Genomic DNA, 24,054 nt, shown 5'->3' on the forward strand with positions numbered 1-24,054 from the left:
CCAATAAATGCCGAGGCGTGTCTCGAAGTTTCGACTATATGCTTGGAAGTGTGCTTCCGGGGGGAAGTATCTGGAATATAAGGGGGGGCTGCCATGTCTCTGACGGGGATGCAGCTGAATGTTACACGTAATGCCGAGGGGATCGACAAAGCGATTGCGCTCTTGAGTGAGAAGTTTGGCGATCGCTGCCAGACATCCATGAGCTTGCGGGAGCAGCACGGGCATACGACATCATGGCTACCAAACCAGCCGCCAGATGCTGTTGTCTTTGCGCAGTCGACCGAGGAAGTCTCTGAAATCGTAATGCTTTGTGCTGACCTACGTGTGCCGGTCATTCCGTTTGGCAGTGGTTCTTCTCTGGAAGGGCATTTGAATGCACCGGGCGGCGGCATCTCGCTGGATCTCTCTCAAATGAATGAGGTTGTCTCAGTTCATGCTGAGGATCTGGACTGTGTGGTTCAACCGGGTGTGACGCGCAAGCAGCTCAATGCTTATTTGCGTGATACTGGCTTGTTCTTTCCGATTGATCCGGGCGCTGATGCCACCATTGGCGGTATGACAGCGACACGTGCTTCCGGTACGAATGCGGTGCTTTATGGGACGATGAAGGATATGGTTCTGGCGCTGACGGTTGTCATGCCTGACGGGACCATTGTGAAGACTGGAAGCCGTGCCAAGAAATCATCTGCGGGATATGACCTGACGCGCTTGATGGTTGGCTCGGAAGGCACGCTCGGGGTGATCACTGAGATTACGTTGAAGCTGAAGGGCATACCTGAAGCAATTTCAGGTGGAATTGCTTCTTTCGATAGCATTGCAGATTGCTGCAACACGGTTATCGAGGCGGTACAGTATGGCATTCCCGTTGCCCGTATGGAGCTATTGGACACACTGACCGTCCAATCCGTCAATGCTTACTCAAAGCTGGATTTGCCTGAATCACCGTTGCTGCTTGTGGAATTCCACGGCTCTGAGGCTGGTGTGAGAGAACAGGCTGAGCGGTTTGGTGAGATTGCGGCTGAAAACTCTCTGAAAAAATTTGAATGGGCGACGGATCCTGAAGAGCGCAACAAGCTTTGGGCCGCGCGGCATGACGCCTATTGGGCTGGCCTTGGACTGGCACCTGAGCGAACCGGATTGTCGACAGATGTCTGTGTGCCGATCTCTCGTTTGGCCGACTGTGTGACAGCTACACATGATGACATCGAAGAAAATGGTCTGATTGGTCCGATAGTTGGCCATGTTGGTGACGGCAACTTTCATGTGCTTGTGCTGACGGATCTGACTGACCCTGAGGACATTGCCAAGTCTGAGGCGTTTGTTGAACGGCTGAACTATCGTGCGATTGAGCTGGGTGGAACCTGTACTGGTGAACATGGTGTAGGCCAGGGCAAGATGAAGTATCTGCCTAAGGAACATGGTGCAGGGGTGGCTGTGATGGCTGCGATCAAGCGTAGTCTTGACCCGCTGAATATTATGAACCCCGGTAAGATTGTTGCCTTAGATACCGAGTAAAGAAGTGCCATAAATACGCACTTGCTTCGATCCGTTCGGAAACATTGCCTTAAGTCGTTGCTGTCGTCTTGTTCCTGCTGTAATTCACATAGACAAACAAGTGTTTGCATGCAGCTCATAGGCGGACAGCGCGGCAAGGCGTGAGGTTCGAAGTGGGTAAAGGAGCTTAACGTTGAATTCGGTTTACATCACCGTCGGTGGGACTTTGATCTTGGCGCTGGTCATCGCGCTTGTTGGCCCTTTGGTCATCGATTGGTCAGCTTATCGTTCCCTGTTTGAAAGCTATGGTGAGAAAGTTCTGGGGCATCAGGTGACGATCCTCGGTGAGACCGATGTCCAGCTGCTACCTGCTCCCTACGTGAAGCTCTCTGACGTTCGTGTTGGTTCTGTCGAAGATCCGCTGATGACCATCAAAGGATTTGAAGGCCGTATTGAGTTGCCTTCGCTTTTGCGCGGAGAAGTGCACGTCACTGAGATGAAACTCAACGCGCCAGAACTTAACCTTTCTCTTGATGAGGAAGGCCGTCTTGATGTTTTGCAAACCAATTCCCGCCGTTCCGTTATTTCTGAAATCGACCCGACCTCGCTTATTCTGGAAGGCGTGAGCGTTCAAAATGGTTCTGTCGTACTGACTGATGCACGGACGGGAGAAGTACGCCGCGCAGGCAATGCGAACCTTGAGCTTTATGCTGGCGGTTTGCAGGGGCCTTTCAAAGCGGAAGGAGCGATGCTTTATGAAGGTGTGCCTTACACGCTGAAAATTGGTAGTGGCCGTGTTGAACGCAATGGTCAGATCCGGGTTAAGACGCAGGTGTCTCCTGCAAATGTTGCGGCTCAATTTTCAACTGATGGATTCCTGACACACCAGAACGGTGTGGTCTCCTATTACGGAGATGCCGAGGTTCAATCTGTTGTCAGTGAAGGCTCTGATGCGCTGGAATGGGCTGGGAAGAGTAAGTTTAATCTGGACGGTGAGCGGCTGGAACTGACTGAGAGCACTTTGCGTCTCGGCTCAGAAGATCGTCCGATTACCGCTGAAGGTGGCGGTATTTATCGTTTTGGTCCAGAGCCAGAATTTCAGGCCGTTGCTCAGTTTAAACAGGTTGATCTGGACCGGATGATTGGTGGTGGGCCACAGCGTCCGCTGGTTCCGACTGATGCTGTTTTGACGCGACTGGCTGGCGGCTTGCAGTCTCTGCCCCTGCTGGATGTGAAAGGCAATATGGACCTGACCGTACCTGTTGTGGTGACGGGTGGTTCTGTTGTTTCCAATCTGAGCGCATTGCTTGAATCGACAGGCACTGGCTGGAAGATTGATGAGCTCTCTGGTGAGTTGCCGGGTCGTAGCCTCTTCAAGACCAGTGGTTACTTGGAGCTGCGCGGCTCTGCTGGCTATCAGGGAGACTGGGAGATTTCTTCCCGTCAGCCACATCAGCTGGCGCATTGGTGGTTGGGAGAGCGGAAGGATGCTTCCAAACGTCTGTCTCCGGTTGCGTTGAGAGGCCGTGTTGAAGCTGGTTCCGGTGCTCTGCGACTTCCTGATTTGCGGATTGATGCCGGAGATGTGCGCAGTGTTGGTTTGATTTCATTTGAACATCCGCTTGATCGCAGCCCGTTGATCACCGTTGATATGGATAGTGACCGCGTCAATCTGGATGAGATCCAGCGTTATGTGGAAGCGTTTACAGGCAAAAAGATCAAGCCAAGCGCAGTTGATATGTCCATGCGGCTTTACGCAGATGAGCTTGTTGCCAGTGGTGTCAAAGCGAAAAGCATGGCTGTGAGTGCGAGCCTGAGTAGGGATACGCTTTCCATTGAGCAGTTGAAAATTCGCGACTTTGCTGGTGCGTACATTGATATGAAGGGCCGCATTGATGACCTGAGTACGACGCCGCAGGGGAACATCAAAGGCACGCTGACAGCATCGTCTCTGACTGGAGCGGTTGCTGTTTTGGAAGAATATGCACCTGACCATCCGTTGATTGAGCGCCTGAAAACAGCTGCTCCGGATCTTGCACCTGCCAGCCTGAAAGCTGAGCTTTCTGCCTATGCTGAGAAGGGGCGGACGGATATGTCTTTGAACCTTTTTGGTGAGGTTGGTGTCAGCGATCTGGATTTGAATGGCACCTTTGAAGGCCGCATTGATGATTTCGCAGAAGGTGACCTTTATGCGGAAATGACGCTTGGTGGCAAAGATGGCGTCAAAGTGCTTCGACAGCTTGGGTTTGAGGCTATCCCAATCACGCAATTGCAACCGGGAGAGGTTCGTCTTTCCTTGTCTGGCAGTCCGCGCGATCAACTGGCCTTTGGTTTTTCAAGTGACCTTGTTGGGTTGAAGATCCTTTCCGATGGCACCGTGCGGGTTCCGAACCGGTCTGCTGCTGTCTGGTCTGCCAAGGTTGCGTTGCAGTCTGATGATCTGGCGGACTATGGACTGGCATTTGGCAAGATTTATCCAATTTACTCCGGTCCTCTTAAAGCGAACCTGAGTGGTCAGTTTGAAGGCCGCGGGCGGGACTTCAAACTCTCAGATCTGAAAGGCCAACTGGCCAATATGGATCTGTCTGGTGATCTTGAAGGTACTTTGAAAAAAGGTGGACCTTTAGAAGCATCCGGAAAACTGGAACTGTCTGAGCTTGATATGCGCAGTTTGAGTGAGCTGCTGCTGGGAGCCAATGTTTGGGTCGGTGTGCTTCAGGAAGATTCTGTCTGGTCTTCGCAGGCGCTGGGGCAAGGTCTTGCTGATGGTGTGGATCTGACCCTTGATGTGAAGAGCGATCGCGCTTTGTTCAGTGATGAGTTCCGACTGGATGCTGCAAGTGGTCAGCTTCGGCTACGTTCGGATCAGCTGTCTATCAATGAAGGGACTGGCCGGTTCGCAGGAGGCGAGTTCTCTGGTGCCTTTGATTTGCGGCGGGATCAGGGACAGGCGAGCCTTTCTGGCAGGTTCCGGCTGGATGATGTTGATTTTGAAGAGTTAGCCTGGACTGATGAAGGTCGCGCTTTAGCAACAGGTAAGCTGCAGGCGATTGCTGAGTTTGAAGGAAGCGGACGCACAATCTCGGGCCTTGTGGCTGGTCTTTCAGGTGGTGGTACTTTCAGCGTTACTGATGGTGTAATTCGCCGGATCAACCCAGCGGCCTTTGACCTTGTGATCAAGGCAGCGGATGCAGGTCTTGAGCTGGATGAGGCTGCTATTCAAAACACCTTTGCAGACCATCTGGATGCGGGCTCTATATCGTTCAACCGGGTTGACGGGTCCCTGGGCATTGCCAGTGGGCGGATCCGGGCGCGTAACATCTCCGTTGATACTGCCGGAACCACGCTGTTTGGCTCTGCGCTTGTTGATCTGGAGAAGTGGGCGCTGACGGGCGATGTTTCCATGAAGACCCGTGATGAGGCGCAAAAGGTTGCGGGTGCTGAGCCTCAGGTCGCTATCTTGTATTCTGGTCCGCTGGAAAACCCGGTGCGCAAGCTGGATACGGGGCCTTTGCTCTCCTACCTTAATCTTCGTGCGATTGAGCTGAATGTGAAACGCATTGAAGAAGAGCAACGCAAGATTGCTGAGCAAGAGCGCATGCTTGATGAACTGAAGAAAAAGCGGGAAGAGGAAGCCGCCCAAAAAGCGAAGGCTGCTGAGGACGCGGAAAAGGCTCGGCAAGCCGAAGCTGCCACCGCCGCTGAACGTAAGCAACAGGCGCAGGCAGACAAAGAGGCGAAAGCCCGTGCCGTCCGCTTGGCTGCTGAGGAAGAAGCGCGCAAGGCGAAAGCTGTTGAGGCTGTGAAGCGGGCTGAGGAAGCTCAGAAAGCGGCAGATGCGAAAGCTGCTGAGGAGGCCAAAGCCGCGGCTGAAGCGCAAGCTAAGGCCGATGCTGAGAGCAACAAGAGCACTGTACAGGACTTTAGTGCGCGTATTCGGTCTGTTCTTGACGGAGACGCCACTGCAAAAAAGCCCGTTAGCCCCTCTGTTGCAATCGTTGACCCGCCGAAACCGCGCGCGAAATCCAGTCTACCTGCATTGGAAGCTCCGGTGACCATTGATGGTGTGAACGAGGCGACTGTGCCAGCGGGAGAGGTTGACCTGCTCGGGCCTATCATCCAGTCAGGTGCTCCGAAGAATCTTGGCGTGCTTGAAGCAGGCAATGACAATCAAGTCTTGCGTGGACCACTGCCGGATTTGCAGACTGATGAGAGGGGAGCGCCTAAATTCATTGAGCTGCCAGGTGGTCGCCTGCTGCAGGTTAACTGACCAACTGGGTCTGAAAGTGTTTGAGCACAGCGACGCGGATGCAGCTTGAGAGATTGTTTTCCGGGTTTCGTTCATCATCAATTGAGGCGATGGTCGCGGTAATATTTTTACCCTGACTTCGCGCAAAGTCTTCCAGCCCAGACCAGAACTCCGGCTCCAGCGTGATGCTGGTTCTATGTCCGTGTAGGGTGATCGAGCGTTTCTTGAGGCTCATAAGGATGCCTCACTCTTTATCTGCTGGTGATGAAGAAGAGACGGAGGCCAACTTGTGACCTTCAAAGCGTTTTGTCTGCAGGTCTGCTTCTGCATTTTCCTGAGATTTTTCGGCTTTTGAACGCCCGAACTTCCGGCGGTTTTCCGCAGCAGACTGGGCTTTGCTGTCTCTGGCCTTTTGTTTGCGGGCCTGACGCAGGTTAACAACGGTCGCGCTCATACAATCACCCATTACATGACGTTGATGAGCCGACCGCTCTTATCTTGATCGGAAGGATCAGCTCTTCTTGCGGAAAGCATCCAGAGAAACAACCTGCGCACTTCCGTTATCATCTTTGGAAGTCTCGTCAGAGTCAGTTTTCTCTTTCTCTTCCTCAGAGTCTGAAGCTGTCTCTTCTGTTTCGGAAGCAGCTGCGTTAGCTTCTTCTTTTTCGTCCTGTTCGACAGCCGATTCCAGACGTGCATGGAACTCTTCAACAGAGTCCAGATCACGTTCCGCAATGCGGAATTCTGCAGGCAGTTCTTCACCGGTTTTGCCAGGCTCAAACTCAAGAGCAAACTGGACGGACGGGTCGAAGAAACCCTTGATTGCAGAGAACGGAACGTACAAATGCTCCGGAACACCACCAAAGGACAAACCAACCTCGAAAGCGTGCTCAGTGATCTGCAGGTCCCAGAACTGGTGCTGCAGCACGATCGTCATTTCTTTCGGGTAACGTTCCCTTAAGCGGTTTGAAATCTTGACGCCAGGGGCCGTGGTTTCAAAGGCAATGTAAAAATGGTGCTCTCCGGGAAGTCCTGCCCGGTTGACCTCAACCAATATCTTTCGGACTGCGTTTCTCAGCGCGTCCTGAATGATGATGTCATAGCGGATTAAATCTTCAGCCATGTCCGGCACCGCTCATCCTTTGCGTTCTTATTCGGCCTAACTATAGCGTAGAGGCAACAAAAAGGCCTGTCTTTTATTTCTATACCTTGAATAGGCATAGAATAAGGAAAGAGCCTTTTAACACTAAAGTGGAGGCTTCTGTTGCCAGGTGCCTCCGAACCCCGCCTGAAGGTGCTAACCAACGGGACTTAGTGGACTACCGGAACTGCATTACGCAGCTACAGCGTTGTCCATAGCGTAGTTGTCATTTGCAACTATCATTTTGGTCCGATAACGGTGGTACCATGCCGAGCAAAAACAAAGCCTTTACGCCCTCGTCGATCCTGTTTCGCCCCCCCGAAGACCGCTGGTGTACAACGGGCTTTGGTGGAGGCGCCGGGTACCGCCCCCGGGTCCGAATGGTTTATTGCGCTCGCAATTTATTGCCGTAGCCAGCGAACTGGCAGGGGGAATATAGGTGCACGCACTGGCAAATGGAAGGGCAAAAGCTATCGGTTACTGTCGCAGGGCTAAGAGAACCTGTTGACAAAGCGGCATATTCACAGGCCAATTTGAACAAGTGGTGGTGTTGAAGATTTGTAAATGACGCTTTTGCTGGGATTTGACTAAGGCGGAAGCACTCAAGCTATTTTCCCGGTCTTTTTATCGACGGAAGCTTGGGGTAAGACCCCGTATGCAAGATGGCACAGAGGCGATTTTCGGTAGATTGGCTATACTGTGCGCGACTCGAATCGTAAAACAGGAGATGATCCTTCGTGCAGCAATATCTAGAGCTGATGCGCCGTATCATGGATGAAGGTGTGGTTAAAGAAGATCGCACTGGGACAGGCACCAAGTCTGTCTTTGGTCATCAGATGCGGTTTGATCTGTCCAAGGGCTTTCCGGTTGTTACGACCAAGAAATTGCACCTGAGATCTATCATTTATGAGCTGCTCTGGTTTTTGGCGGGTGATACCAACATCAAGTACCTTAAAGATAATAAGGTACGTATTTGGGATGAGTGGGCAGATGAGAATGGCGACCTGGGGCCAGTCTATGGTTATCAGTGGCGCTCCTGGCCCAAGCCAGACGGTGGTTCTATCGACCAGATTGCCAATGTGGTGCAGCAGATCAAAACGAACCCGGATAGCCGCCGGTTGATTGTTTCTGCCTGGAACCCTGCGCTTGTTGACGATATGGCGCTGCCGCCTTGTCATTCGCTGTTCCAGTTTTACGTGGCAAACGGCAAGCTTTCCTGCCAGCTCTACCAACGTTCTGCAGATGTGTTCCTCGGTGTTCCGTTCAACATCGCTTCTTACGCATTACTGACCATGATGATTGCACAGGTTTGCGATCTGGAAGCTGGTGATTTTGTTCATACGCTTGGTGATGCGCATCTTTACTCAAATCATATGGAGCAGGCTGAGCTTCAGCTTTCCAGAGAGCTACGCGCCTTGCCTGTTATGCATATCAATCCAGAAGTGAAGGATATCTTCAGGTTCTGCTACGAGGACTTTGCTTTGGAAGGTTATGACCCGCATCCACACATCAAAGGTGTTGTTGCGGTCTAGTTGTCTTTGGTTTTTTAAAAGGAGTTCCCATGCGAACCCTTATTTGCGTTCCGGCGCGTATTGGATCAACCCGTTTTCCGCGCAAGCCGCTGCACCCAATCAGTGGCCGCAGCTTACTGGAGCGTGTTGTGCAAGTTGCTCGTGTTGCGGCGAAACAAACTGGTTCTGACTATGTGGTCGCGGTGGACCATGAAGAGGTTGCCGAGCATTGTCGCCATATTGGTGCGCCCTTTGTGATGACTGATCCGGAGCATCCATCCGGTACGGACCGGGCACTTGCTGCCTCCAGAGTGCATGGCACGCATCCTGAGTTTGTTTTAAACCTGCAGGGTGATGCGCCGTTTACACCGCCTGAGCATGTTTCTGCGCTGATCCAGGCGGCTGCAATGCGCCCTGATGCGGACGTGTTCACGCCTGTTATTCGGCTGGACTGGAACGGGTTGGACGAGCTCCGTGAGCACAAGAAGGCTCATCCGTTTTCCGGCACAACTTGTGTGCGCAGGGATGATGGAACGGCTCTGTGGTTCTCCAAGAACATTCTTCCGGCCATTCGTAAAGAAGAGAAACTGCGGGAGAGCGACAAGCTTTCTCCTGTCTTCCGCCATATCGGGCTTTATGGCTACCGCGTTGACGCGCTTAAACGCTTCAACGAGCTTGGGCTTGGGTACTACGAGCAGATGGAAGGGCTTGAGCAGCTTCGTTTTCTGGAAAACGGTATGGTTGTTCATGCGGAAGAAGTGCAGCCGCCTAAACTTTCCATGTCTGGTGTGGACACGCCAAGCGATGCGGAGCTTGCAGCACAATTGATTGCTAAATTTGGCGACCCGTTTGATCATTTGGAGACTGGCCTTTGACGCGCGTTTATATTCTCAGACACGGCAACACTTTTGATAAGGGCGATGTTGTCACTCGTGTTGGTGGCCGCACAGACTTGCCTCTCAGTGTTTCTGGTCTGGGGCAGGCTGAGAAGCTCTCTGAGCACTTTGCTGATCTGGGTGTGAGCTTTGATATGGCGTTTTGCTCTCCGCTGCAGAGAACGAAGCAAACAGCGCAGATTGCACTGAAAACGCAGGCTGAAGAGGTTGATTTGAAGGTTCTGCCGTTTTTGGTGGAGATCGATTACGGCCCGGATGAAAATAAACCCGAGGAAGAGGTTCTGGCCCGGATTGGTGATGAGGCTCTTCGTGCATGGGAAGAAGAAGGTGTGCCGCCAAATGGCTGGCACATTGACCCGCACGCTGTGATTGGACGTTGGCAGGAGTTCTTTGCATCTGCTCCCAAGAAGTTCCCAGGCAAGACCCTTCTTGTGGTGACCAGTAACGGGATTGCACGCTTTGCATTGAAAACACTGGCTGATCAAGGTGCTGGTGCTGATTTGAAACTGAAGACAGCGGCCTATGGTGTGTTCGATGTTACAGACGAAGGCCAGCCGTTAATGCTTAGTTGGAACGTGAGGCCGTAGGTTCTTTCCTGCTGCCTGAACTGGTTTAGATGGGAGCTTGATGCTCTCATCAACTGAGTACGACTTGTCTCTTGCCAATTGAGGATAGGATGAAGCAAATTTCGATGATCTCAGCCGTGGCTGAAAATGGTGTGATTGGCGCAAACAATGACATGCCATGGTCTGTTTCTACCGATCTGAAGTTCTTTCGCAAGACGACAACAGGTAAGCCCGTGATCATGGGGCGTCGGACCTTTGAGAGTATTTGCACGACGCTTGGCAAGCCTCTTCCAAACCGCAAAAATGTCGTCATCACGCGTGATCCGAACTACGCTTATGAAGGTGTTGAAGTGGTCAGCAGTCTTGGTGATGCACTCACGCTTGCAAATGACATTGCTGAGAATGATGGCGTCGATGAGATCATGATTGTGGGTGGTGGGCAGATTTATAAAGAAGCGATGCCGAAGGCTTCCACTCTCTACATTACCCGTATTCATGCGCAGCCAGACGGTGACACGAAATTCCCGGATATCTATGAGGGCGAATGGGAGCTTGCTGAACGCACGCCGTTTGATCGTGGAGAAAAAGACTCCGCTGATTCCTCTCTGGAAATTTATCGCCGCAAGCTTTGATACAGCCTGTTAGTTGTTGCGCGTTGATGACTTTGTTGTGAGGTCTGCGCGCAAAGCAAGGCGGTGAGCTGTATGGGCGTTGTGCGCGTTGTTGGTGCTTGGCAAACGGCCATGGAAACCTGAGCGGTCCATAATCAGCAATGTGTTTGCCTCTACCTTTAAAGGTAGGAGAGGTGGCAGATCCAGCTCTTGCAGATCACTCAGCCCTGTGATGGGCTCATCGTCGTCTTCTTCCATCTCTGTATAATCAAGATGGCGCTGATATTCCCAGAGAATACGTTGTTCTGTCATGCGATGTGAGCCGGGGATGTAAAACATTGCGCCGTCTTCGGGTGTGATTTTTTCCAGAAAAAGCAATGCAATTGCGCCGGGCGAGAATGCATCGTGTTCAATTTCAAAAGGTGGTGTGTTGCTGCCTTCCGTTTCAAAGCGGAAGGACGGCGTGCATTGTGCCATTGCCTCGATATGGTACGCAGGCTTGGCTTTTCTGCCTGCTGCGAACTGTAGCGGTGGCGGAATAAGCTCGTCTGTGATGGCAGATTGTAAAAAGGGTTGCCTGAGAAGGTGCGTATAGTTCAACGGCAGTGTGAAGCTTTGTGCGTTATGCCAGTTGGAGAGAAGCCGCTTATTCCGATCTCTCTGCCCGACAAAATAGTCAAAGGCTTCGAACTTGAGCCTGCGAAAGAACTCCCGCGGCAACACATCATGTTTGATCCAGATGCCATGGGTTTGCAAAGCCTGAGCGCAAGAGAGAGGCAGGGTTGAATACAGTTTCGCCTGCTTTTCAATCTTCTGGCTATGGAGATCGGTCAGCTCGCTATGAAACCAATTGGGTGTCGTTTCTTCGTCCCACTCCGATTGATAGGAGGACGAAGGCAGGAACCTGCGCTGCAAGCTGTTCATGAGGTGTTTTGGCTTTATTGCCCGCATTTGCATCCCCGCCGCTCTTCATTAACGAGAGGTTAAGGGGATCGGTGCTTTGGGTCTTTCCTTCTGTTTCTGCTTGTGAAATCTGCCTAAAGATTAGTTTCTGGCAGTAATTGACTTGCAATTTGAACGCTGACCACCAAGATAAATAAGGGTTTGAGGCTTGCTTTTCGGGAGTGAGCCGCGGAATTTTTGAGGTGGAATGTCCCAGTTTCTTGAGCTTAAAGACTTCAACGAGTTCAGCGTTGAACAGCTCTATGCTTTGCTAAAGTTACGTTGCGATGTGTTTATTGTTGAACAGCAGTGCGCATATCCAGATATCGATGGGCTCGATCCTGTCAGTAAACACATTCTCGTGATGAATGATGCCGGGCATATTCTCGGGGCGCTGCGAATCCTCCTGAAATACGACGATGGCGATGTGTTCAAGATTAGCCGTGTGTTGGTCTCAAAGGAGGCGCGTGGGCAGGGTATTGCTGGTAAGTTGATGAATGCCGCGCTTTCTTACTGCGCAGCGACCAATGATGATGCGCGTGTGGAGCTGCAGGCACAGGACTATCTGAAGGACTTCTATGGCGGGCTTGGCTTCTACGCCACTTCGGAGACTTATCTGGACGATGGTATTCCGCACATTGATATGCGTTTAAGGGTGCCGCCTGAAAGCTGAGGGCTTAAAACTCTGCACGTTTCCGCTGTGTGTTGGCTTGGTTTACGTTTTGTTGAGCAAAACAGCAAGAATTTGCCTGATTGTGCCTCTAATTCTTACAGCTGAAATTTGCAGGTAGGCTCTTGTACGTCGGTTGAAACGTGCGAAAGAAGGCTTATCTTCTTCAATAATGTCCGGTTTCTGTGGGGTTTTGGTGTTTTTCCATAAAGTGCAGCCTTTTGGCGTATCTGCATTCGTTGAAAGGCGCTGGTAACTTGCCTATAACCCTAATCAAGTAATAGTTGGCTTAGTCTAACTCTCATCTATTTGTCGGTTTGTCCGGCAGCATACCTAGTAAAGGGATCTCTCTATGCCTTGGAGCAATCAAAGCGGAGGTGGCGGCAATAACGGCGGCCCTTGGGGGAACTCCGGCGGCAACAAGGGCGGTGGTGGCCCTTGGGGTGGCGGCGGTGGCCCACAGCGTGGCGGCGGAAACGGTGGCGGCGGTAATCCACCTGATTTTGAGGAAATCCTCAAACGGGGTCAGGACCAGCTGAAATCCGTTCTTCCTGGTGATGGCGGCGGCCTTGGTTTTAAAGGCATTTTGTTCGCTATTCTTGTTGCCGTTGTTATCTGGCTTGCTACCGGTATCTACCGCGTTGAACCAAGTGAAGTTGGTGTGGAACTGGTATTCGGTAAGGTCGTTGGACAAACCGATCCGGGTCTGAACTACAACTGGCCATATCCGGTTGGCGAAGTGCGCACTCCAGAAGTGCTGCGTGTTCGCGAATTGACTGTTGGTATGGAAGAGTTCGTTCGTGGCAGCTCTATCAACCAGCGTGATGTGCCTGAAGAGAGCCTGATGTTGACCGGCGATGAAAACATCGTTGACGTAGACTTCAAAGTTCAATGGCGCATTCAGAATACTCCTACTGGTGTTCAGGAATACCTGTTTAACATTCAGAATCCAGAAGGTACCGTGAAAGCAGTGGCTGAAAGCGCGATGCGTGAAGTTGTTGGCAGCTCCCGCATTGATTCAATTCTGACTGAAAACCGTGCCCCAATTCAGATTGCAGTGCAAAAACTGATGCAGGAAACTCTCGATAACTACAAAGCTGGTATCGAGGTTACTCAGGTTCAGATGCAGAAGGTTGATCCTCCTGCGCAGGTTATTGAAGCGTTCCGTGATGTTCAGGCAGCTCGTGCTGACCAAGAGCGTATCCAGAACGAAGCACAAGCTTACGCTAACAAGATCGTCCCTGAAGCTCGTGGTAATGCGGCTCGCGTTTCTGAAGCTGCACAAGCGTATCGTGACAAGACTATTGCGAATGCAAATGGTCAGGCACAGCGCTTCAGCAAGATTTATGAGGAATACGCGAAATCTCCTAATATTATTCGCCAGCGCCTCTATCTTGAGACCATGGAAAATGTCTTGAGCAAAAATCCGAAAATCATCATCGACGGAAATGGTCAGCAAAATGGTGTTGTGCCTTATCTGCCGCTTGACCAGCTGAACAAACGTGCTGGAGGAAACAACTAATGAAAAGCGGTCTTCTTGGCATTGTTATAGCTGCTATCGCTCTGGTTCTTTACTGGTCGGCTTACATCATTACCCCAACTGAGCAGGCACTTGTTCTGCAGTTTGGTGAGGTGAAAGCCCAGGAAACTGAGCCGGGTTTGAAATTCAAGTTGCCTTGGCAGAACGTTATCGTTCTGGATAAGCGTATTCTTGATCTCAACATGCCTCCTTTGGAAGCAATTGTTGCTGACAAAAAACGTCTGACTGTTGATGCGTTTGCTCGTTATCGTATCACCAACCCAGTGCGCTTCTACCAGTCTGTGAACAACGTAAATGAAGGTGCACGCCGTCTTGCGACGTTCCTGCAGTCTTCTCTGCGTTCTGAACTGGCAAAAGCAACCTTCGTACAGGTGGTGCGTGATGACCGTTCTGATCTGATGGAAAAGATCCGTCAGGACGTGGACAAAAGCGCTGCTGCGATCGGCATTGATGTGATTGACGTGAAGATCCGTCGTGCGGATCTGCCAGAGGCAAACTCTCAGGCGATTTTCCGTCGCATGCAGACAGAGCGTCAGCGTGAAGCAACTGAAATCCGCGCACAGGGTGAAGAGCAGTCTCGCCGTATTAAGTCTCGTGCTGATCGTGATGCAACCGTTCTTGTTGCTGAAGCACAGCGTGATGCTGATATCATCCGTGGTGATGGTGATGCGGCTGCCAACCAGATCTTCGCAGAAGCTTATGGCAAAGACCCAAGCTTCTTCGAGTTCTATCGTTCCATGCAGGCATATACCAATGCTCTGGAAGGTGGCGATACGTCTCTGGTGCTGTCTCCTGACTCTGACTTCTTCCGCTACTTCAACGATCCGGCAGGAACGCGGAGTGCTCCGGCGGTTGGTGCACCACAGTAATGAATGATTTTATTGTGGCTCTGGGACTTGTCCTCGTTGTTGAGGGAGTTGTTTATGCTCTAGCCCCAGGCCATTTGAAGGAATTCATGCGGAAAGCTCAGGAGATTCCTGATCAGTCTCTCCGTCTTGGTGGTGTTGCTGCGATGGGGCTGGGTGTGTTGATTGTATGGTTGGTGCGTTCCCTCAGTGGCTAGACGCAGATTTGCCAATGATACAACTGCGAGAAATCAGCCTGACGCAGTTAAGAAATAAATGTTAGTTTTGCCCGCGCTTTATTAACCAAGCGCGGGCATATTTGTTTTCAGTATGCGTTCTGGTGAAGTGTTTGTGTTCACCTGATAATCTGAGGAGATGGCTTATGGCCGGTGTTTTCCCTCGCCTTGAGCTTGGACGATCGATCAAGGCAATTGTTTTTGCGAGTGTACTTGGAGTTGCGGCGGTGACCGGCAGCTTCGATAGTGCTCGCGCAAGCGGCCCAGAATCTCTGGCAGACCTTGCTGAAGAGCTTGGTGATGCCGTGGTCAATATTTCGACCGCGCAAAGAGTGAAAGCCAAACGGTCTCTTCAGCTGCCAGATGTCCCTGAGGGATCTCCTTTTCAGGAATTTTTCGAAGAATTCTTCAACGGGCAAGAACCTGAAGGTGAAAGCCCGCAGCGTGTTCAATCGCTCGGTTCTGGCTTTGTTATTGACGGTGAAAAGGGCATCATTGTTACCAACAACCATGTGATTGAAGGTGCGGACGAGATTACCGTTAACTTCAATGATGGTACCAAACTGTCAGCACAGCTGCTTGGATCTGATGAGAAGACGGACCTTGCTGTTTTGAAGGTTGAGCCTCAGTCAACCTTGGATTCAGTGAAGTTCGGCAGTTCTGAAGTGCTGCGTGTTGGTGACTGGGTGATGGCGATCGGTAACCCGTTCGGTCTTGGTGGTACAGTTACAGCAGGTATCGTTTCTGCACGAAACCGCGATATCAACTCCGGTCCTTATGATAATTTTATTCAGACTGATGCTGCCATCAACCGAGGCAACTCGGGTGGACCACTGTTCAACATGGATGGTGAAGTTGTCGGGATCAACACTGTTATTTTCTCGCCTTCAGGTGGATCTATCGGCATCGGCTTTGCTATTCCTGCAGAGACTGCAACCCGTGTGATTGCGCAGCTGCGTGAGTTTGGTGAAACCCGTCGCGGCTGGCTTGGTGTGCGTATTCAGCATGTCACTGAAGAGATTGCTGAGAGTCTCGGTATGGAAAGTGCGCGTGGTGCTTTGATTGCTGGCGTAACTGAGGGTGGACCTGCACAGGAAGCTGACATCATGCCAGGTGATGTTGTGCTGAGCTTTGATGGCCGGAGTGTCCCTGAAATGCGCGATCTGCCGCGCATGGTTGCAACGACAACGATTGGCAGTACTGTTCCGCTCATGGTTTTGCGCCGTGGTGAAGAAGTCGAGCTTGAAGTCACGCTCGGACGTCTTGATGAAGTGGCTGAAATTGAGAAGGTCGAGGAAGAGCAGGAAAGTCCAAAGAGCAAAGCGGATGAAACCGTTGTGCTTGGATTGTCTCTGGCCAAAATCGATGAACCTTTACGTGAACGTTTTGCCCTGTCAGACGAAATCGAAGGCGTTGTGATTACCCGCGTTGCTGAAGGCAGTTCTGCTGAAGACAAACGGGTTCGCGCTGGTGATGTGATCGTTGAGGTGGCTCAGGAGCCTGTTGCAGCACCAAAAGATGTGGTTGCTATGATCGAAGCTCTTAAGGCTGATAAACGTCGCTCTGCGTTGCTGTTGCTTTCCAACGGTTCTGGCGAACTGCGGTTTGTTGCAGTTCGTATCGAAGACTAGTTCGTTTTTATCAGACATGAAAAAAGCCGCTTTCAGATTGGAGGCGGCTTTTTTATTTGAAAGCAAGGAAACTTAGGTTTTTGCAAATTCGTCGTGGCTGTAACCTTGAATGTAGAGCAGGGCCGTCAGGTCGCCGTGGTTAATCTTAGCGCGAGCTTCCGCAGCCACTTTCGGCTTTGCGTGGAAGGCAACGCCCAGACCAGCAGCGCAGATCATGGCCAGATCATTGGCGCCATCGCCCACTGCAATGACGTCTTCCAGTGCGATGCTCTTTTCCTCAGTAAGCTCGTTGAGGCGGTCTAGTTTCGCCTGTTTGCCAAGGATGGGTTCAGCAACTTCACCTGAGAGCTTAGATTCCGCTTCCAGAAGGATGTTGGCCTTGTTTTCATCGAAGCCGATGACCTCGGCAATCTTCTGCGTGAAAGAGGTGAAACCACCGGATACCAGTGCAGCATATCCGCCATTGGCTTTCATGGTCTGCACGAGTTCTCGTCCGCCAGGTGTCAACGTAATGCGGTTTTCGATGGTCTTGCCGATGACTTCTGTGCCCAGGCCTTTAAGCAGGGCAACGCGCTGTCGCAGAGCAGGTTCAAACTCAATTTCGCCGCGCATGGCGCTCTCGGTGATCTCGGAGATTCTCTCTTTCAAACCCAGTTCCGCTGCAAGCTCATCAATGCACTCCTGCTGGATCATGGTGGAATCCATATCTGCGATCAGGAGTTTCTTTCTGCGGCCATTCTGGGGTTGAATGAAAACATCAACTGGTGCATTTGCAAGGTTTGTGCGAATAGAGCTTTCGAGTTCTTCAGGTTCTGCGTGACCCTCAATCGTCAGGTCTACAGCGATGTGAGGGTTGAGTACCTTAACCTGAGGTGCCGCGGGAAGAAGGGCACTGACCTTCTCAACGATATCCTCAGTGACAGCAGGTTTGGCTGGATTGGAAATGAGCGTGACAACAAACGACATAAGCAGCTCTCGGACTGGGCAAGTGAATGGCGCTGGTAAAAGGCCTGTTGCGGTGTTGATAGCCGGACCGACGGCCAGCGGCAAGACAGCTCTTTCCATTCAACTGGCAAAAGAGCTGAATGCGTGGGTTGTTAATGCAGATTCCATGCAAATCTATTCCGATCTGCATATTTTGAGCGCGCGTCCAAGCGTGGAAGAAGAATCGCAGGCACCGCACCACTTGTTCGGCCATGTGCCCAGTGACCAACCTTACAGCGTGATGAACTGGCTGACGGAGTTTGAAGAACTGTTGTCGGATGCCCGACAATCAGGTCGCCCGCTGGTTGTTGTTGGTGGGACTGGTCTTTACTTCAGGTCCGCGTTGGAGGGACTATCCCTGATGCCCGACATCCCAGAGGATGTGCGGCAGCATTGGAGGGTGTTCTCACAGGATGCAGCAGCAGGGGCGCTTCATAACGCTCTGGGAGAGCGGGATCAGATTATGGCTGACCGTTTGCATCCATCAGACACGCAGCGCATTGTACGCGCTCTGGAGGTTGTTGAGGGGACGGGTAAGTCTCTATCAGTCTGGCAGAATGAGCGTAGCACTCCTTTGCTGAGTACTGATGAATCTGTGAGAGTGGTATTGTCGCCAGATCGCAAAGTCCTGCATGATCGGATTCATCGCCGGTTTGATTTGATGGTGGAGCAGGGAGCAGTTGAGGAAGCGTGTGCGCTTTGGGCCAAAGGCCTTGACCCAAACTTGCAAGTGATGAAGGCGATTGGCGTGAAGCAGCTTGCTGAAGCCGCTCAGGGGCTCACCAGCATGGACTGGGCAGTTGAGAAAGCTAAGACTGAAACACGCCGCTATGCAAAGCGACAATCCACGTTCTTCAGGGGACAACTTTCGACCTGGCAGAATATTGACCCGCTCAAGACCAGCGAAACTGAAGCTTTTGTTGAAACTGTGAAGACTGCGTTCTCCCATGGATCTTAATGCTGGCTTTTATTGATTGGCGAAAATCCCTGTTAAAATTGGCAGATAGATAGTTTTACTGATGAATTTCTGAGTGACATCTTTCTACGGTTTCTTTAAAGAGAGGCGCACGTTTGGCAGAGGCCGCCAAACAAGCCATACTATATTCCGAGAAATTTAATTTGCGGCGGAGCTGAGGCTCCTTAGAGCTCTGGTCGGTGTGAGTATACTCCACCGACCAGTACTAATTTTAAGCGATTGTGATGAGTTGTATAAGACTAGGTTTACCTTAAGTCATTGTGCGGCTCGCATAATTGGCGTTATCCAGCAAATCTGTGGTATCTAAAGATCGTAATTTTGCCTTATTAAATGTTATCTGCATACTTTCTTCGAGAAAATCCTACTGAATTTCAAAGGATTGCATGTAGCAGGACTTCTGACGCTTTTTAGACATAATGAAGTGCCATCAAGCATTCGGCTTTGAATTTTGATGGTATTTAAAAGCATATTGCATGCATTAAGGCGGTTGTAATCTGAGGGAGAACTCTCCAGATGTGACCTGAGGCTGTTGGTCTTACGTGGCTGGTTTTTCTGGCTGGCTGGCGTGTGATTATAATGGAGGAAGCAAGCGTGACACTCCCAATCCTGGAAACGAAACGGCTGCGGGCACGACCTTTTACCTCTGATGATCTGGCAGATCTTGTAAGCCTTCATAGCAATCCAGAGGTCAATCGTTACTTACAGCCCACTAATGTGGCCTGGGATGTTTCGATCGTGAAAAAACGGTTGGCAAGCTTTATTGAGACTCAGGAACTGATGGGTTTCAGTCAATGGCATCTGTCGACGCATGAGGGTGAGTTCGTTGGCCGTGCTGGTTTCTCTCTTTACGAGAAAACCGCCGAAGTCGAGATGGACTACACTTTGTTAGAGCACTTCTGGAACAAACGTTTTGGCAGTGAGATTGCACAGGCGCTGGTGGAGTGGTTCTTCGAGAACACTTATTACTCTCACCTTTTGGCCTTCGCTCATCCAGAAAATCATGCTTCCAAGAAAGTCATGAAGCGTGCAGGCTTTGAGTTTCGTGAGACGCGTCTGGTTGATGGATTGCCTTGCGAATTTTATCAAGTGCTTAGCCCAAGCTGTCAAAAGCTTGCTGTTCCAGCCTGAACTGGCACAAAAAAAGCGCGGGGCTTTCGACCCGCGCTCTTTCCATGAAAATTGAATGACTTAAACGGTGATCGCGTCTTCCACGTTGACCTGACGCTGACGTCGGATTGACAGTTTGTTCAGTGCAGAGACGTAGGCGCGGGCAGAGGCGACCAATGTATCTGTGTCTGCACCTTTACCAGTTGCGATTTTGCCGTTGTCTTCCAGACGAACGGAAACTTCAGCCTGCGCATCGGTGCCTTCTGTCACTGCATGTACCTGATAAAGGGACATGTTTGCGTCATGCGGCCAAATTGCCTTGATCGCGTTGAAGGTGGCATCAACCGGGCCGTCGCCTGTGGCTTCACGGGTTTCGTGCTTGCCGTTGACGTCCATGGTCAAGATGGCTTTTTGAGGTCCACCAGTACCAGCAATCACTGTCAGAGCGATAACCTTGACGTTCTCGCTTTCAATTGTGATCTGGTCTTCCACCAGCGCTTCAATGTCTTCGTCGTAAACGTTTTTCTTGCGATCTGCCAAGTCCTTAAAGCGGCGGAAGGCTTCCTGCAAAGCGTTGTCGCCCAACTCATAACCCAGCTCAGACAGCTTGTCTTTGAAGGCATGACGGCCAGAGTGTTTGCCCATGACCAAAGAGGTTGCACGAACTCCAACATCTTCCGGACGCATGATTTCGTAGGTTTCTGCGTGCTTTAACATACCGTCCTGGTGAATGCCGCTTTCGTGGGCAAATGCGTTTTTGCCGACGATTGCTTTGTTGTACTGGACGGGGAAGGAGGACACTGCAGAGACCAGCTTAGATGCGCGGGTCAAATAGGCTGGATCGATGGTGCATTCATATGGCAGCACATCACCACGAGTGCGCAAGGCCATGACGATTTCTTCCAGCGCGGCGTTGCCTGCGCGCTCGCCCAGACCGTTGATGGTACACTCGATCTGACGTGCACCGCCTGCGACACCAGCCAGAGAGTTTGCTGCAGCTAAGCCCAAGTCGTTGTGACAATGCGCTGAGAATATTGCCTTATCAGAGTTCGGCACATTTGCGATGACCTGCTCGAACATGGCTTGATATTCAGCGGGTGTTGCATAGCCAACGGTATCCGGCAGGTTGATGGTTGTTGCACCAGCGTTGATGGCGGCTTCAACGCAGCGGCTCAGGTACTCGATGGATGTTCGGGTGGCGTCCATTGCGGACCACTCGATGTCATCGATCAGGTTACGTGCCTGTTTCACCGTTTTGGTGATGATCTCCAGAACCTGCTCTTCTGTTTTGTTCATCTGGAATTGCAGATGGATTGGAGAGGTGGAGACGAATGTATGGATACGGCCTTGATTTGCCTGCTTAATTGCTTCACCAGCGCGGTCAATATCCGCCAGGATTGCGCGGGCCAGGCCTGCGATTACGGAGTTTTTTGAGCGTTTGGCGATTTCGCTGACCGCTTCAAAGTCACCCTGAGAGGCAATTGGAAAGCCTGCTTCAATGATGTTGACGCCCATTGTGTCAAGTAATTCAGCGACTTGCAGCTTTTCTTCCAAGGTCATGGACGCGCCGGGAGATTGTTCTCCGTCGCGCAGAGTGGTGTCGAAAATAACTACTTGGTCTTTAGCGGATGCGGTCATTGGTGATGCCTTCAACTTTGCCCCGACACCTTGTGTGTCTTGAATAGCGCCTGGGGATTTTTCTTCATTCTCAGATATTTAAGAGTGATCCCCTAAGTGCCCGCCCAGATACGGGGCCGCCGACGCCTAGGGGCATCTAAGTAGAAGGAGCGCGCGTAGGAAGAGGCCGCCATGCTGGCGCATGGTGCTGTTTTCATTCAGATTGTCGCGGTTCGCGATCATTATCTGTCAGCTGCCTTTTCGTCGCTATGGCTTGGAATCAAAGTTTTCCAACTACTTACGTGTCGGATACTTGTTTGAAGTTACAAGCCAAATCTTCTTGTAGCGTTACCGAGTAAGTCTCGTTTTTGCCTAATCTGTAATTTTCCTAGCGGATATGCGGATTAAATGCAAGAATTTTACTCAAAACAGGGCTCTGATTACTCAAAAGTATATGCAGCTCACGCTGAGATAATCTCAATTGGCTCACAGAGCGGTCCCAATATGCGGGAGAAGTGGAGGAGGCGGAGTGCTCTCCTCCGGTGTTATCGCTCAGAGGAGCAGTTCGCCGCGGGCGAGGATAACTGCCTGTCCACCAATGCGGTGAGCGTGAATGGCGCCAGACCGCATCTCCATTTCCAGTGAGATGGAGGAGGGGCGTCCCATCTTGAAGCCTTGCTCAATGAGATATTTGTGTGTGCCGTCCAATGGCTGGTCGAACTCTGCAATGGACCCTGCAAAGGCGGCGACTGCTGACCCTGTTGCTGCATCTTCGCGTGGCAGGCCGTTTTCCAGATAGACCATGCGAGCGTGGAAAGCGCTGTCTACATGGATGGTCTGGCGGCAGTATGCAAAGGCATTGTTGTGGGCGATGGTGCCGAACGCTTCCTCCCAGTATTTATGAACTGGCTGGATGCGGTTGATGGCGTCCATATCTGCAACTGGAACAAACGCAAATGGCAGGCCGGCTTCCCAAGCTTTGGGCTTGTGATTTTCGAATGTGATTTCATTTGGTTCCAGAGACAGAGCTGCAGCAATCACATCTTTTTCGCCAAGCTTTTGAGCTGGCTTTGGCAGTCTTGGTACATCAAACTCAGCGGAGGTGGCCTTGTCTTTTTGCAGGGCGACAGCACAGCGCACCAACCCGACTTTCTCTTCCAACAGCACCAGCGCGTCCATATCGTTATCCGGCGCGCCGAAGCGATTTTCGGCCATCAAAACGGCGGTGCCCACGGTTGGGTGGCCTGCAAATGGCAGTTCCATGGACGGGGTGAAGATGCGGATGGAGGCGTTATGAGCGATATTGTCTGGTGGCAGAACGAAGACGGTCTCGGAGAGATTAAACTCGCAGGCAATCTGCTGCATCTGAGCGTCTGACAATCCCTTTGCATCCAGCACAACTGCAAGCGGATTACCTGCCAGCGCTTTATCAGTGAAAACGTCTAGCAGGGCATAAGGTCTGGCCATTTTAAAAGTCCAATTATCTCAGTTTGGTGTTGAGCTCGTGGTCTTGCATCACGGGCTCAACTTACGAAAAAGATTTGCTTGAGCGCCACTCAAGATTGTTTTGGCGCTAAATACAAGTCTGCAAATGAAGATAGCTCGTTAATTTAACAGGTGTGCGGTGAGCGCCAAGGCATATGGGGGGACGCTGTAGTCCTTAAGATCCTCACGGGATTTTACGATAACTGCTTCTTCCAACTCAGGTTTTTTCTGGTTTGCGTTGAAATGTGCAATTTTTGAAAGGATTTCGTCTGAGGTGAGTTGCAGTGTTAAAATACGCGCGATTGCGAGGCGTGGCCCATCTTCGATTGCGAAGACGTCCCCCAACTCTCCCTGATCCAATGTGAGGCCTGTTTCTTCTTCCAGCTCGCGGGCGATGGAGCCGAAGATATCCACCTTCCCGGCGGGTGTGATATCGTTGAGATCAAGATTGCCGCCGGGTGGGTAAACCTGACCTGCTGTTGCGGTGTTTCCCGCCATTTTACCAAATACGAGATGGCCCTGGCTGGAACGGAGGACTGCGCAGCCAAACAGGTTTTTGGTGCTTCTGTCAGGAAAGCCCCAGTCGCGCCATGCGAGGAATTCGGAGTAGTTGATTTCTACCAGATCACCGGAAAATTGCTTCTGGTCCAAGGAGTATTGGTACAATGAAAGAACCTTACCATCCCAAAGATCCGGGTTATCGGAAATCAATGTCCGCCAGTTTTCCTTGATAGCCTCACTGTTATTGGTGGCGAAATCCCAGCAATCGGAGGTGTTAAGGTTCAAACTGACATCTGCGATCTCATGGATTTGCGGGGTGAGATCTTTTTGCATGTGCTCGATCGGGCCAGCCCCTTTGAAAGCACTCGGTCTGTTGCTTGTGCTGTGATAGCCGTGGTGCTGATAAAAGGGAGCTGTGTTTGCATCTGATTCAAGGCGCATGCGCGTGCATTGCATGCGTTTGGCTGCTTCTTCAGCCCCTTCCAACAACCAGGCTCCGTGGCCTTTGCCGTGTGCTTCGGGCAACACAAACAGACAATCCAGCAGTGCGGTTTCTGCATTTTCCCTGGTGATGCGTGCAAAACCAAGTGGTCGTTGGTGATCGGTGATGACAAGGATTGGATCTGCCTCGATCATTTCCGGGGTGATTTTCCAATGGTCCCGAAACTCCTGCATGTCCTGCGGATCGTATCCCCAGTGACCTTTGGCAGCGTGCATAATATCTGTAAGGGCAATGGCTTGGCTTTTTGCGGCGAGCCGCATCTGGCAATGCATTCTTCTTAATTCTCCAAATTCAACCAGCACCGTTTGTGCTTAAGCCCGAGGAAGTTGAGGCCAAAGATTTGCCAGTCTTCTTTTCGGTCTAGTTGAAACAACCAGCCAATAGTGGCCCAAAAGAGGAAATGGTTTCAAGTGACCAATGTGATTTGAAGGATATCCAACCCGAAAAGATTAACGATTAACTATTTGCATGAGGTTCGTAGGCTGACAAGAGCTTTCCGGGCAAGCATGACGTGTTTGCCCTCTCGCATGGCGCTCTTTCTGACCCGTGA

General features: G+C 51.3%; 21 protein-coding genes and 1 other RNA gene. 13 read left to right on the forward strand and 9 right to left on the reverse strand.

Annotated features, from left to right (window positions below):
* Positions 1 to 93: 93 nt before the first annotated feature.
* Together PsW64_RS09085 and PsW64_RS09090 are read left to right on the forward strand one after the other, a co-directional pair.
* Entirely contained in the window at positions 94 to 1,515 is a 1,422-nt protein-coding gene (locus PsW64_RS09085; RefSeq protein WP_063303406.1) for an FAD-binding oxidoreductase, read from the forward strand.
* 172 nt (positions 1,516 to 1,687) lie between these two features.
* Complete coding sequence (locus PsW64_RS09090) at positions 1,688 to 5,764, forward strand: AsmA family protein (protein ID WP_063303407.1); 4,077 nt, start codon at positions 1,688 to 1,690, stop codon at positions 5,762 to 5,764.
* Here the strand turns inward: PsW64_RS09090 and PsW64_RS09095 are convergent.
* The 4 genes from PsW64_RS09095 to ssrA all read right to left on the reverse strand — a co-directional run bounded on the left by PsW64_RS09095 (position 5,757) and on the right by ssrA (position 7,349).
* Positions 5,757 to 5,978 (reverse strand): ribbon-helix-helix domain-containing protein, encoded by a 222-nt coding sequence (locus tag PsW64_RS09095; protein WP_063289922.1) that lies wholly within the window; start codon positions 5,976 to 5,978, stop codon positions 5,757 to 5,759. The genes PsW64_RS09090 and PsW64_RS09095 overlap by 8 nt on opposite strands.
* Positions 5,979 to 5,987: 9 nt before the next feature.
* Positions 5,988 to 6,197 (reverse strand): DUF4169 family protein, encoded by a 210-nt coding sequence (locus tag PsW64_RS09100; protein WP_063290143.1) that lies wholly within the window; start codon positions 6,195 to 6,197, stop codon positions 5,988 to 5,990.
* Between the two features lie 57 nt (positions 6,198 to 6,254).
* Complete coding sequence (locus PsW64_RS09105; protein ID WP_063298175.1) at positions 6,255 to 6,866, reverse strand: SspB family protein; 612 nt, start codon at positions 6,864 to 6,866, stop codon at positions 6,255 to 6,257.
* Positions 6,867 to 6,993: 127 nt separating this feature from the next.
* Positions 6,994 to 7,349, reverse strand: a transfer-messenger RNA (tmRNA) gene (gene ssrA / locus PsW64_RS09110).
* Between the two features lie 272 nt (positions 7,350 to 7,621).
* On the opposite strand from ssrA, the gene PsW64_RS09115 reads away from it, so the two are divergent.
* From PsW64_RS09115 to PsW64_RS09130, 4 genes are all read left to right on the forward strand, one after another.
* A complete protein-coding gene (locus tag PsW64_RS09115) occupies positions 7,622 to 8,416 on the forward strand; it encodes a thymidylate synthase (protein ID WP_063303408.1) in 795 nt (264 codons plus the stop codon).
* Between the two features lie 29 nt (positions 8,417 to 8,445).
* Positions 8,446 to 9,270 carry a 3-deoxy-manno-octulosonate cytidylyltransferase gene (locus PsW64_RS09120; protein ID WP_063303409.1) on the forward strand — a complete coding sequence of 275 codons (825 nt, stop codon included), beginning with the start codon at positions 8,446 to 8,448 and terminating at the stop codon, positions 9,268 to 9,270.
* Complete coding sequence (locus PsW64_RS09125; protein WP_063303410.1) at positions 9,267 to 9,878, forward strand: histidine phosphatase family protein; 612 nt, start codon at positions 9,267 to 9,269, stop codon at positions 9,876 to 9,878. Before PsW64_RS09120 ends, PsW64_RS09125 begins: the two co-directional genes overlap by 4 nt.
* 89 nt (positions 9,879 to 9,967) lie before the next feature.
* Positions 9,968 to 10,489 carry a dihydrofolate reductase gene (locus tag PsW64_RS09130; RefSeq protein WP_057465752.1) on the forward strand — a complete coding sequence of 174 codons (522 nt, stop codon included), beginning with the start codon at positions 9,968 to 9,970 and terminating at the stop codon, positions 10,487 to 10,489.
* A gap of 9 nt (positions 10,490 to 10,498) precedes the next feature.
* Here the strand turns inward: PsW64_RS09130 and PsW64_RS09135 are convergent, their stop codons facing one another.
* The gene (locus tag PsW64_RS09135) at positions 10,499 to 11,419 is read right to left on the reverse strand and encodes a phytanoyl-CoA dioxygenase family protein (RefSeq protein WP_208980681.1); all 921 of its coding nucleotides are present in this window, start codon (positions 11,417 to 11,419) and stop codon (positions 10,499 to 10,501) included.
* Positions 11,420 to 11,618: 199 nt separating this feature from the next.
* Between PsW64_RS09135 and PsW64_RS09140 the strand changes: the two genes are divergently transcribed.
* From PsW64_RS09140 to PsW64_RS09160, 5 genes are all read left to right on the forward strand, one after another.
* On the forward strand, positions 11,619 to 12,083 hold the full coding sequence (locus PsW64_RS09140; RefSeq protein ID WP_063293878.1) for a GNAT family N-acetyltransferase: 465 nt from the start codon (positions 11,619 to 11,621) through the stop codon (positions 12,081 to 12,083).
* A gap of 349 nt (positions 12,084 to 12,432) precedes the next feature.
* Positions 12,433 to 13,602 carry an FtsH protease activity modulator HflK gene (hflK, locus tag PsW64_RS09145; RefSeq protein WP_057465755.1) on the forward strand — a complete coding sequence of 390 codons (1,170 nt, stop codon included), beginning with the start codon at positions 12,433 to 12,435 and terminating at the stop codon, positions 13,600 to 13,602.
* Complete coding sequence (gene hflC, locus PsW64_RS09150) at positions 13,602 to 14,489, forward strand: protease modulator HflC (RefSeq protein WP_057465756.1); 888 nt, start codon at positions 13,602 to 13,604, stop codon at positions 14,487 to 14,489. Before hflK ends, hflC begins: the two co-directional genes overlap by 1 nt.
* Entirely contained in the window at positions 14,489 to 14,683 is a 195-nt protein-coding gene (locus tag PsW64_RS09155) for a DUF2065 domain-containing protein (RefSeq protein ID WP_057465757.1), read from the forward strand. Before hflC ends, PsW64_RS09155 begins: the two co-directional genes overlap by 1 nt.
* Before the next feature lie 164 nt (positions 14,684 to 14,847).
* Entirely contained in the window at positions 14,848 to 16,332 is a 1,485-nt protein-coding gene (locus PsW64_RS09160) for a Do family serine endopeptidase (RefSeq protein WP_063303411.1), read from the forward strand.
* A gap of 72 nt (positions 16,333 to 16,404) precedes the next feature.
* Here the strand turns inward: PsW64_RS09160 and serB are convergent, their stop codons facing one another.
* Positions 16,405 to 17,298, reverse strand: a complete 894-nt coding sequence (serB, locus tag PsW64_RS09165; RefSeq protein WP_063303412.1) for a phosphoserine phosphatase SerB — start codon at positions 17,296 to 17,298, stop codon at positions 16,405 to 16,407.
* On the opposite strand from serB, the gene miaA reads away from it, so the two are divergent.
* On the forward strand, positions 17,276 to 18,274 hold the full coding sequence (gene miaA / locus PsW64_RS09170) for a tRNA (adenosine(37)-N6)-dimethylallyltransferase MiaA (RefSeq protein WP_082831072.1): 999 nt from the start codon (positions 17,276 to 17,278) through the stop codon (positions 18,272 to 18,274). The two genes, serB and miaA, sit on opposite strands and share 23 nt — an antisense overlap.
* Before the next feature lie 609 nt (positions 18,275 to 18,883).
* A complete protein-coding gene (locus PsW64_RS09175) occupies positions 18,884 to 19,420 on the forward strand; it encodes a GNAT family N-acetyltransferase (RefSeq protein ID WP_208980682.1) in 537 nt (178 codons plus the stop codon).
* Positions 19,421 to 19,480: 60 nt separating this feature from the next.
* On the opposite strand, the gene PsW64_RS09180 is transcribed toward PsW64_RS09175, so the two are convergent.
* The 3 genes from PsW64_RS09180 to PsW64_RS09190 form a co-directional block, all read right to left on the reverse strand.
* Entirely contained in the window at positions 19,481 to 21,037 is a 1,557-nt protein-coding gene (locus PsW64_RS09180; protein WP_063303414.1) for a 2-isopropylmalate synthase, read from the reverse strand.
* A 531-nt stretch (positions 21,038 to 21,568) separates the two neighbouring features.
* A complete protein-coding gene (locus tag PsW64_RS09185) occupies positions 21,569 to 22,483 on the reverse strand; it encodes a PhzF family phenazine biosynthesis protein (protein WP_063303415.1) in 915 nt (304 codons plus the stop codon).
* Positions 22,484 to 22,621: 138 nt separating this feature from the next.
* Positions 22,622 to 23,776, reverse strand: a complete 1,155-nt coding sequence (locus tag PsW64_RS09190) for a GNAT family N-acetyltransferase (protein ID WP_208980683.1) — start codon at positions 23,774 to 23,776, stop codon at positions 22,622 to 22,624.
* Positions 23,777 to 24,054: the final 278 nt, after the last annotated feature.

The organism is Pseudovibrio sp. W64 (assembly GCF_001623145.1).
Taxonomy (GTDB): Bacteria; Pseudomonadota; Alphaproteobacteria; order Rhizobiales; family Stappiaceae; genus Pseudovibrio.

Coding starts and splice junctions, on each gene's coding strand:
- PsW64_RS09120 (WP_063303409.1), top strand. CDS start 8,446: ATGCGAACCCTTATTTGCGTTCCGGCGCGTATTGGATCAACCCGTTTT.
- PsW64_RS09135 (WP_208980681.1), bottom strand. CDS start 11,419: ATGCGGGCAATAAAGCCAAAACACCTCATGAACAGCTTGCAGCGCAGG.
- PsW64_RS09190 (WP_208980683.1), bottom strand. CDS start 23,776: ATGCATTGCCAGATGCGGCTCGCCGCAAAAAGCCAAGCCATTGCCCTT.
- PsW64_RS09155 (WP_057465757.1), top strand. CDS start 14,489: ATGAATGATTTTATTGTGGCTCTGGGACTTGTCCTCGTTGTTGAGGGA.
- PsW64_RS09095 (WP_063289922.1), bottom strand. CDS start 5,978: ATGAGCCTCAAGAAACGCTCGATCACCCTACACGGACATAGAACCAGC.
- PsW64_RS09160 (WP_063303411.1), top strand. CDS start 14,848: ATGGCCGGTGTTTTCCCTCGCCTTGAGCTTGGACGATCGATCAAGGCA.
- PsW64_RS09130 (WP_057465752.1), top strand. CDS start 9,968: ATGAAGCAAATTTCGATGATCTCAGCCGTGGCTGAAAATGGTGTGATT.
- PsW64_RS09180 (WP_063303414.1), bottom strand. CDS start 21,037: ATGACCGCATCCGCTAAAGACCAAGTAGTTATTTTCGACACCACTCTG.
- PsW64_RS09140 (WP_063293878.1), top strand. CDS start 11,619: ATGTCCCAGTTTCTTGAGCTTAAAGACTTCAACGAGTTCAGCGTTGAA.
- hflK (WP_057465755.1), top strand. CDS start 12,433: ATGCCTTGGAGCAATCAAAGCGGAGGTGGCGGCAATAACGGCGGCCCT.
- miaA (WP_082831072.1), top strand. CDS start 17,276: ATGAGCGTGACAACAAACGACATAAGCAGCTCTCGGACTGGGCAAGTG.
- PsW64_RS09105 (WP_063298175.1), bottom strand. CDS start 6,866: ATGGCTGAAGATTTAATCCGCTATGACATCATCATTCAGGACGCGCTG.
- serB (WP_063303412.1), bottom strand. CDS start 17,298: ATGTCGTTTGTTGTCACGCTCATTTCCAATCCAGCCAAACCTGCTGTC.
- PsW64_RS09100 (WP_063290143.1), bottom strand. CDS start 6,197: ATGAGCGCGACCGTTGTTAACCTGCGTCAGGCCCGCAAACAAAAGGCC.
- PsW64_RS09185 (WP_063303415.1), bottom strand. CDS start 22,483: ATGGCCAGACCTTATGCCCTGCTAGACGTTTTCACTGATAAAGCGCTG.
- PsW64_RS09085 (WP_063303406.1), top strand. CDS start 94: ATGTCTCTGACGGGGATGCAGCTGAATGTTACACGTAATGCCGAGGGG.
- hflC (WP_057465756.1), top strand. CDS start 13,602: ATGAAAAGCGGTCTTCTTGGCATTGTTATAGCTGCTATCGCTCTGGTT.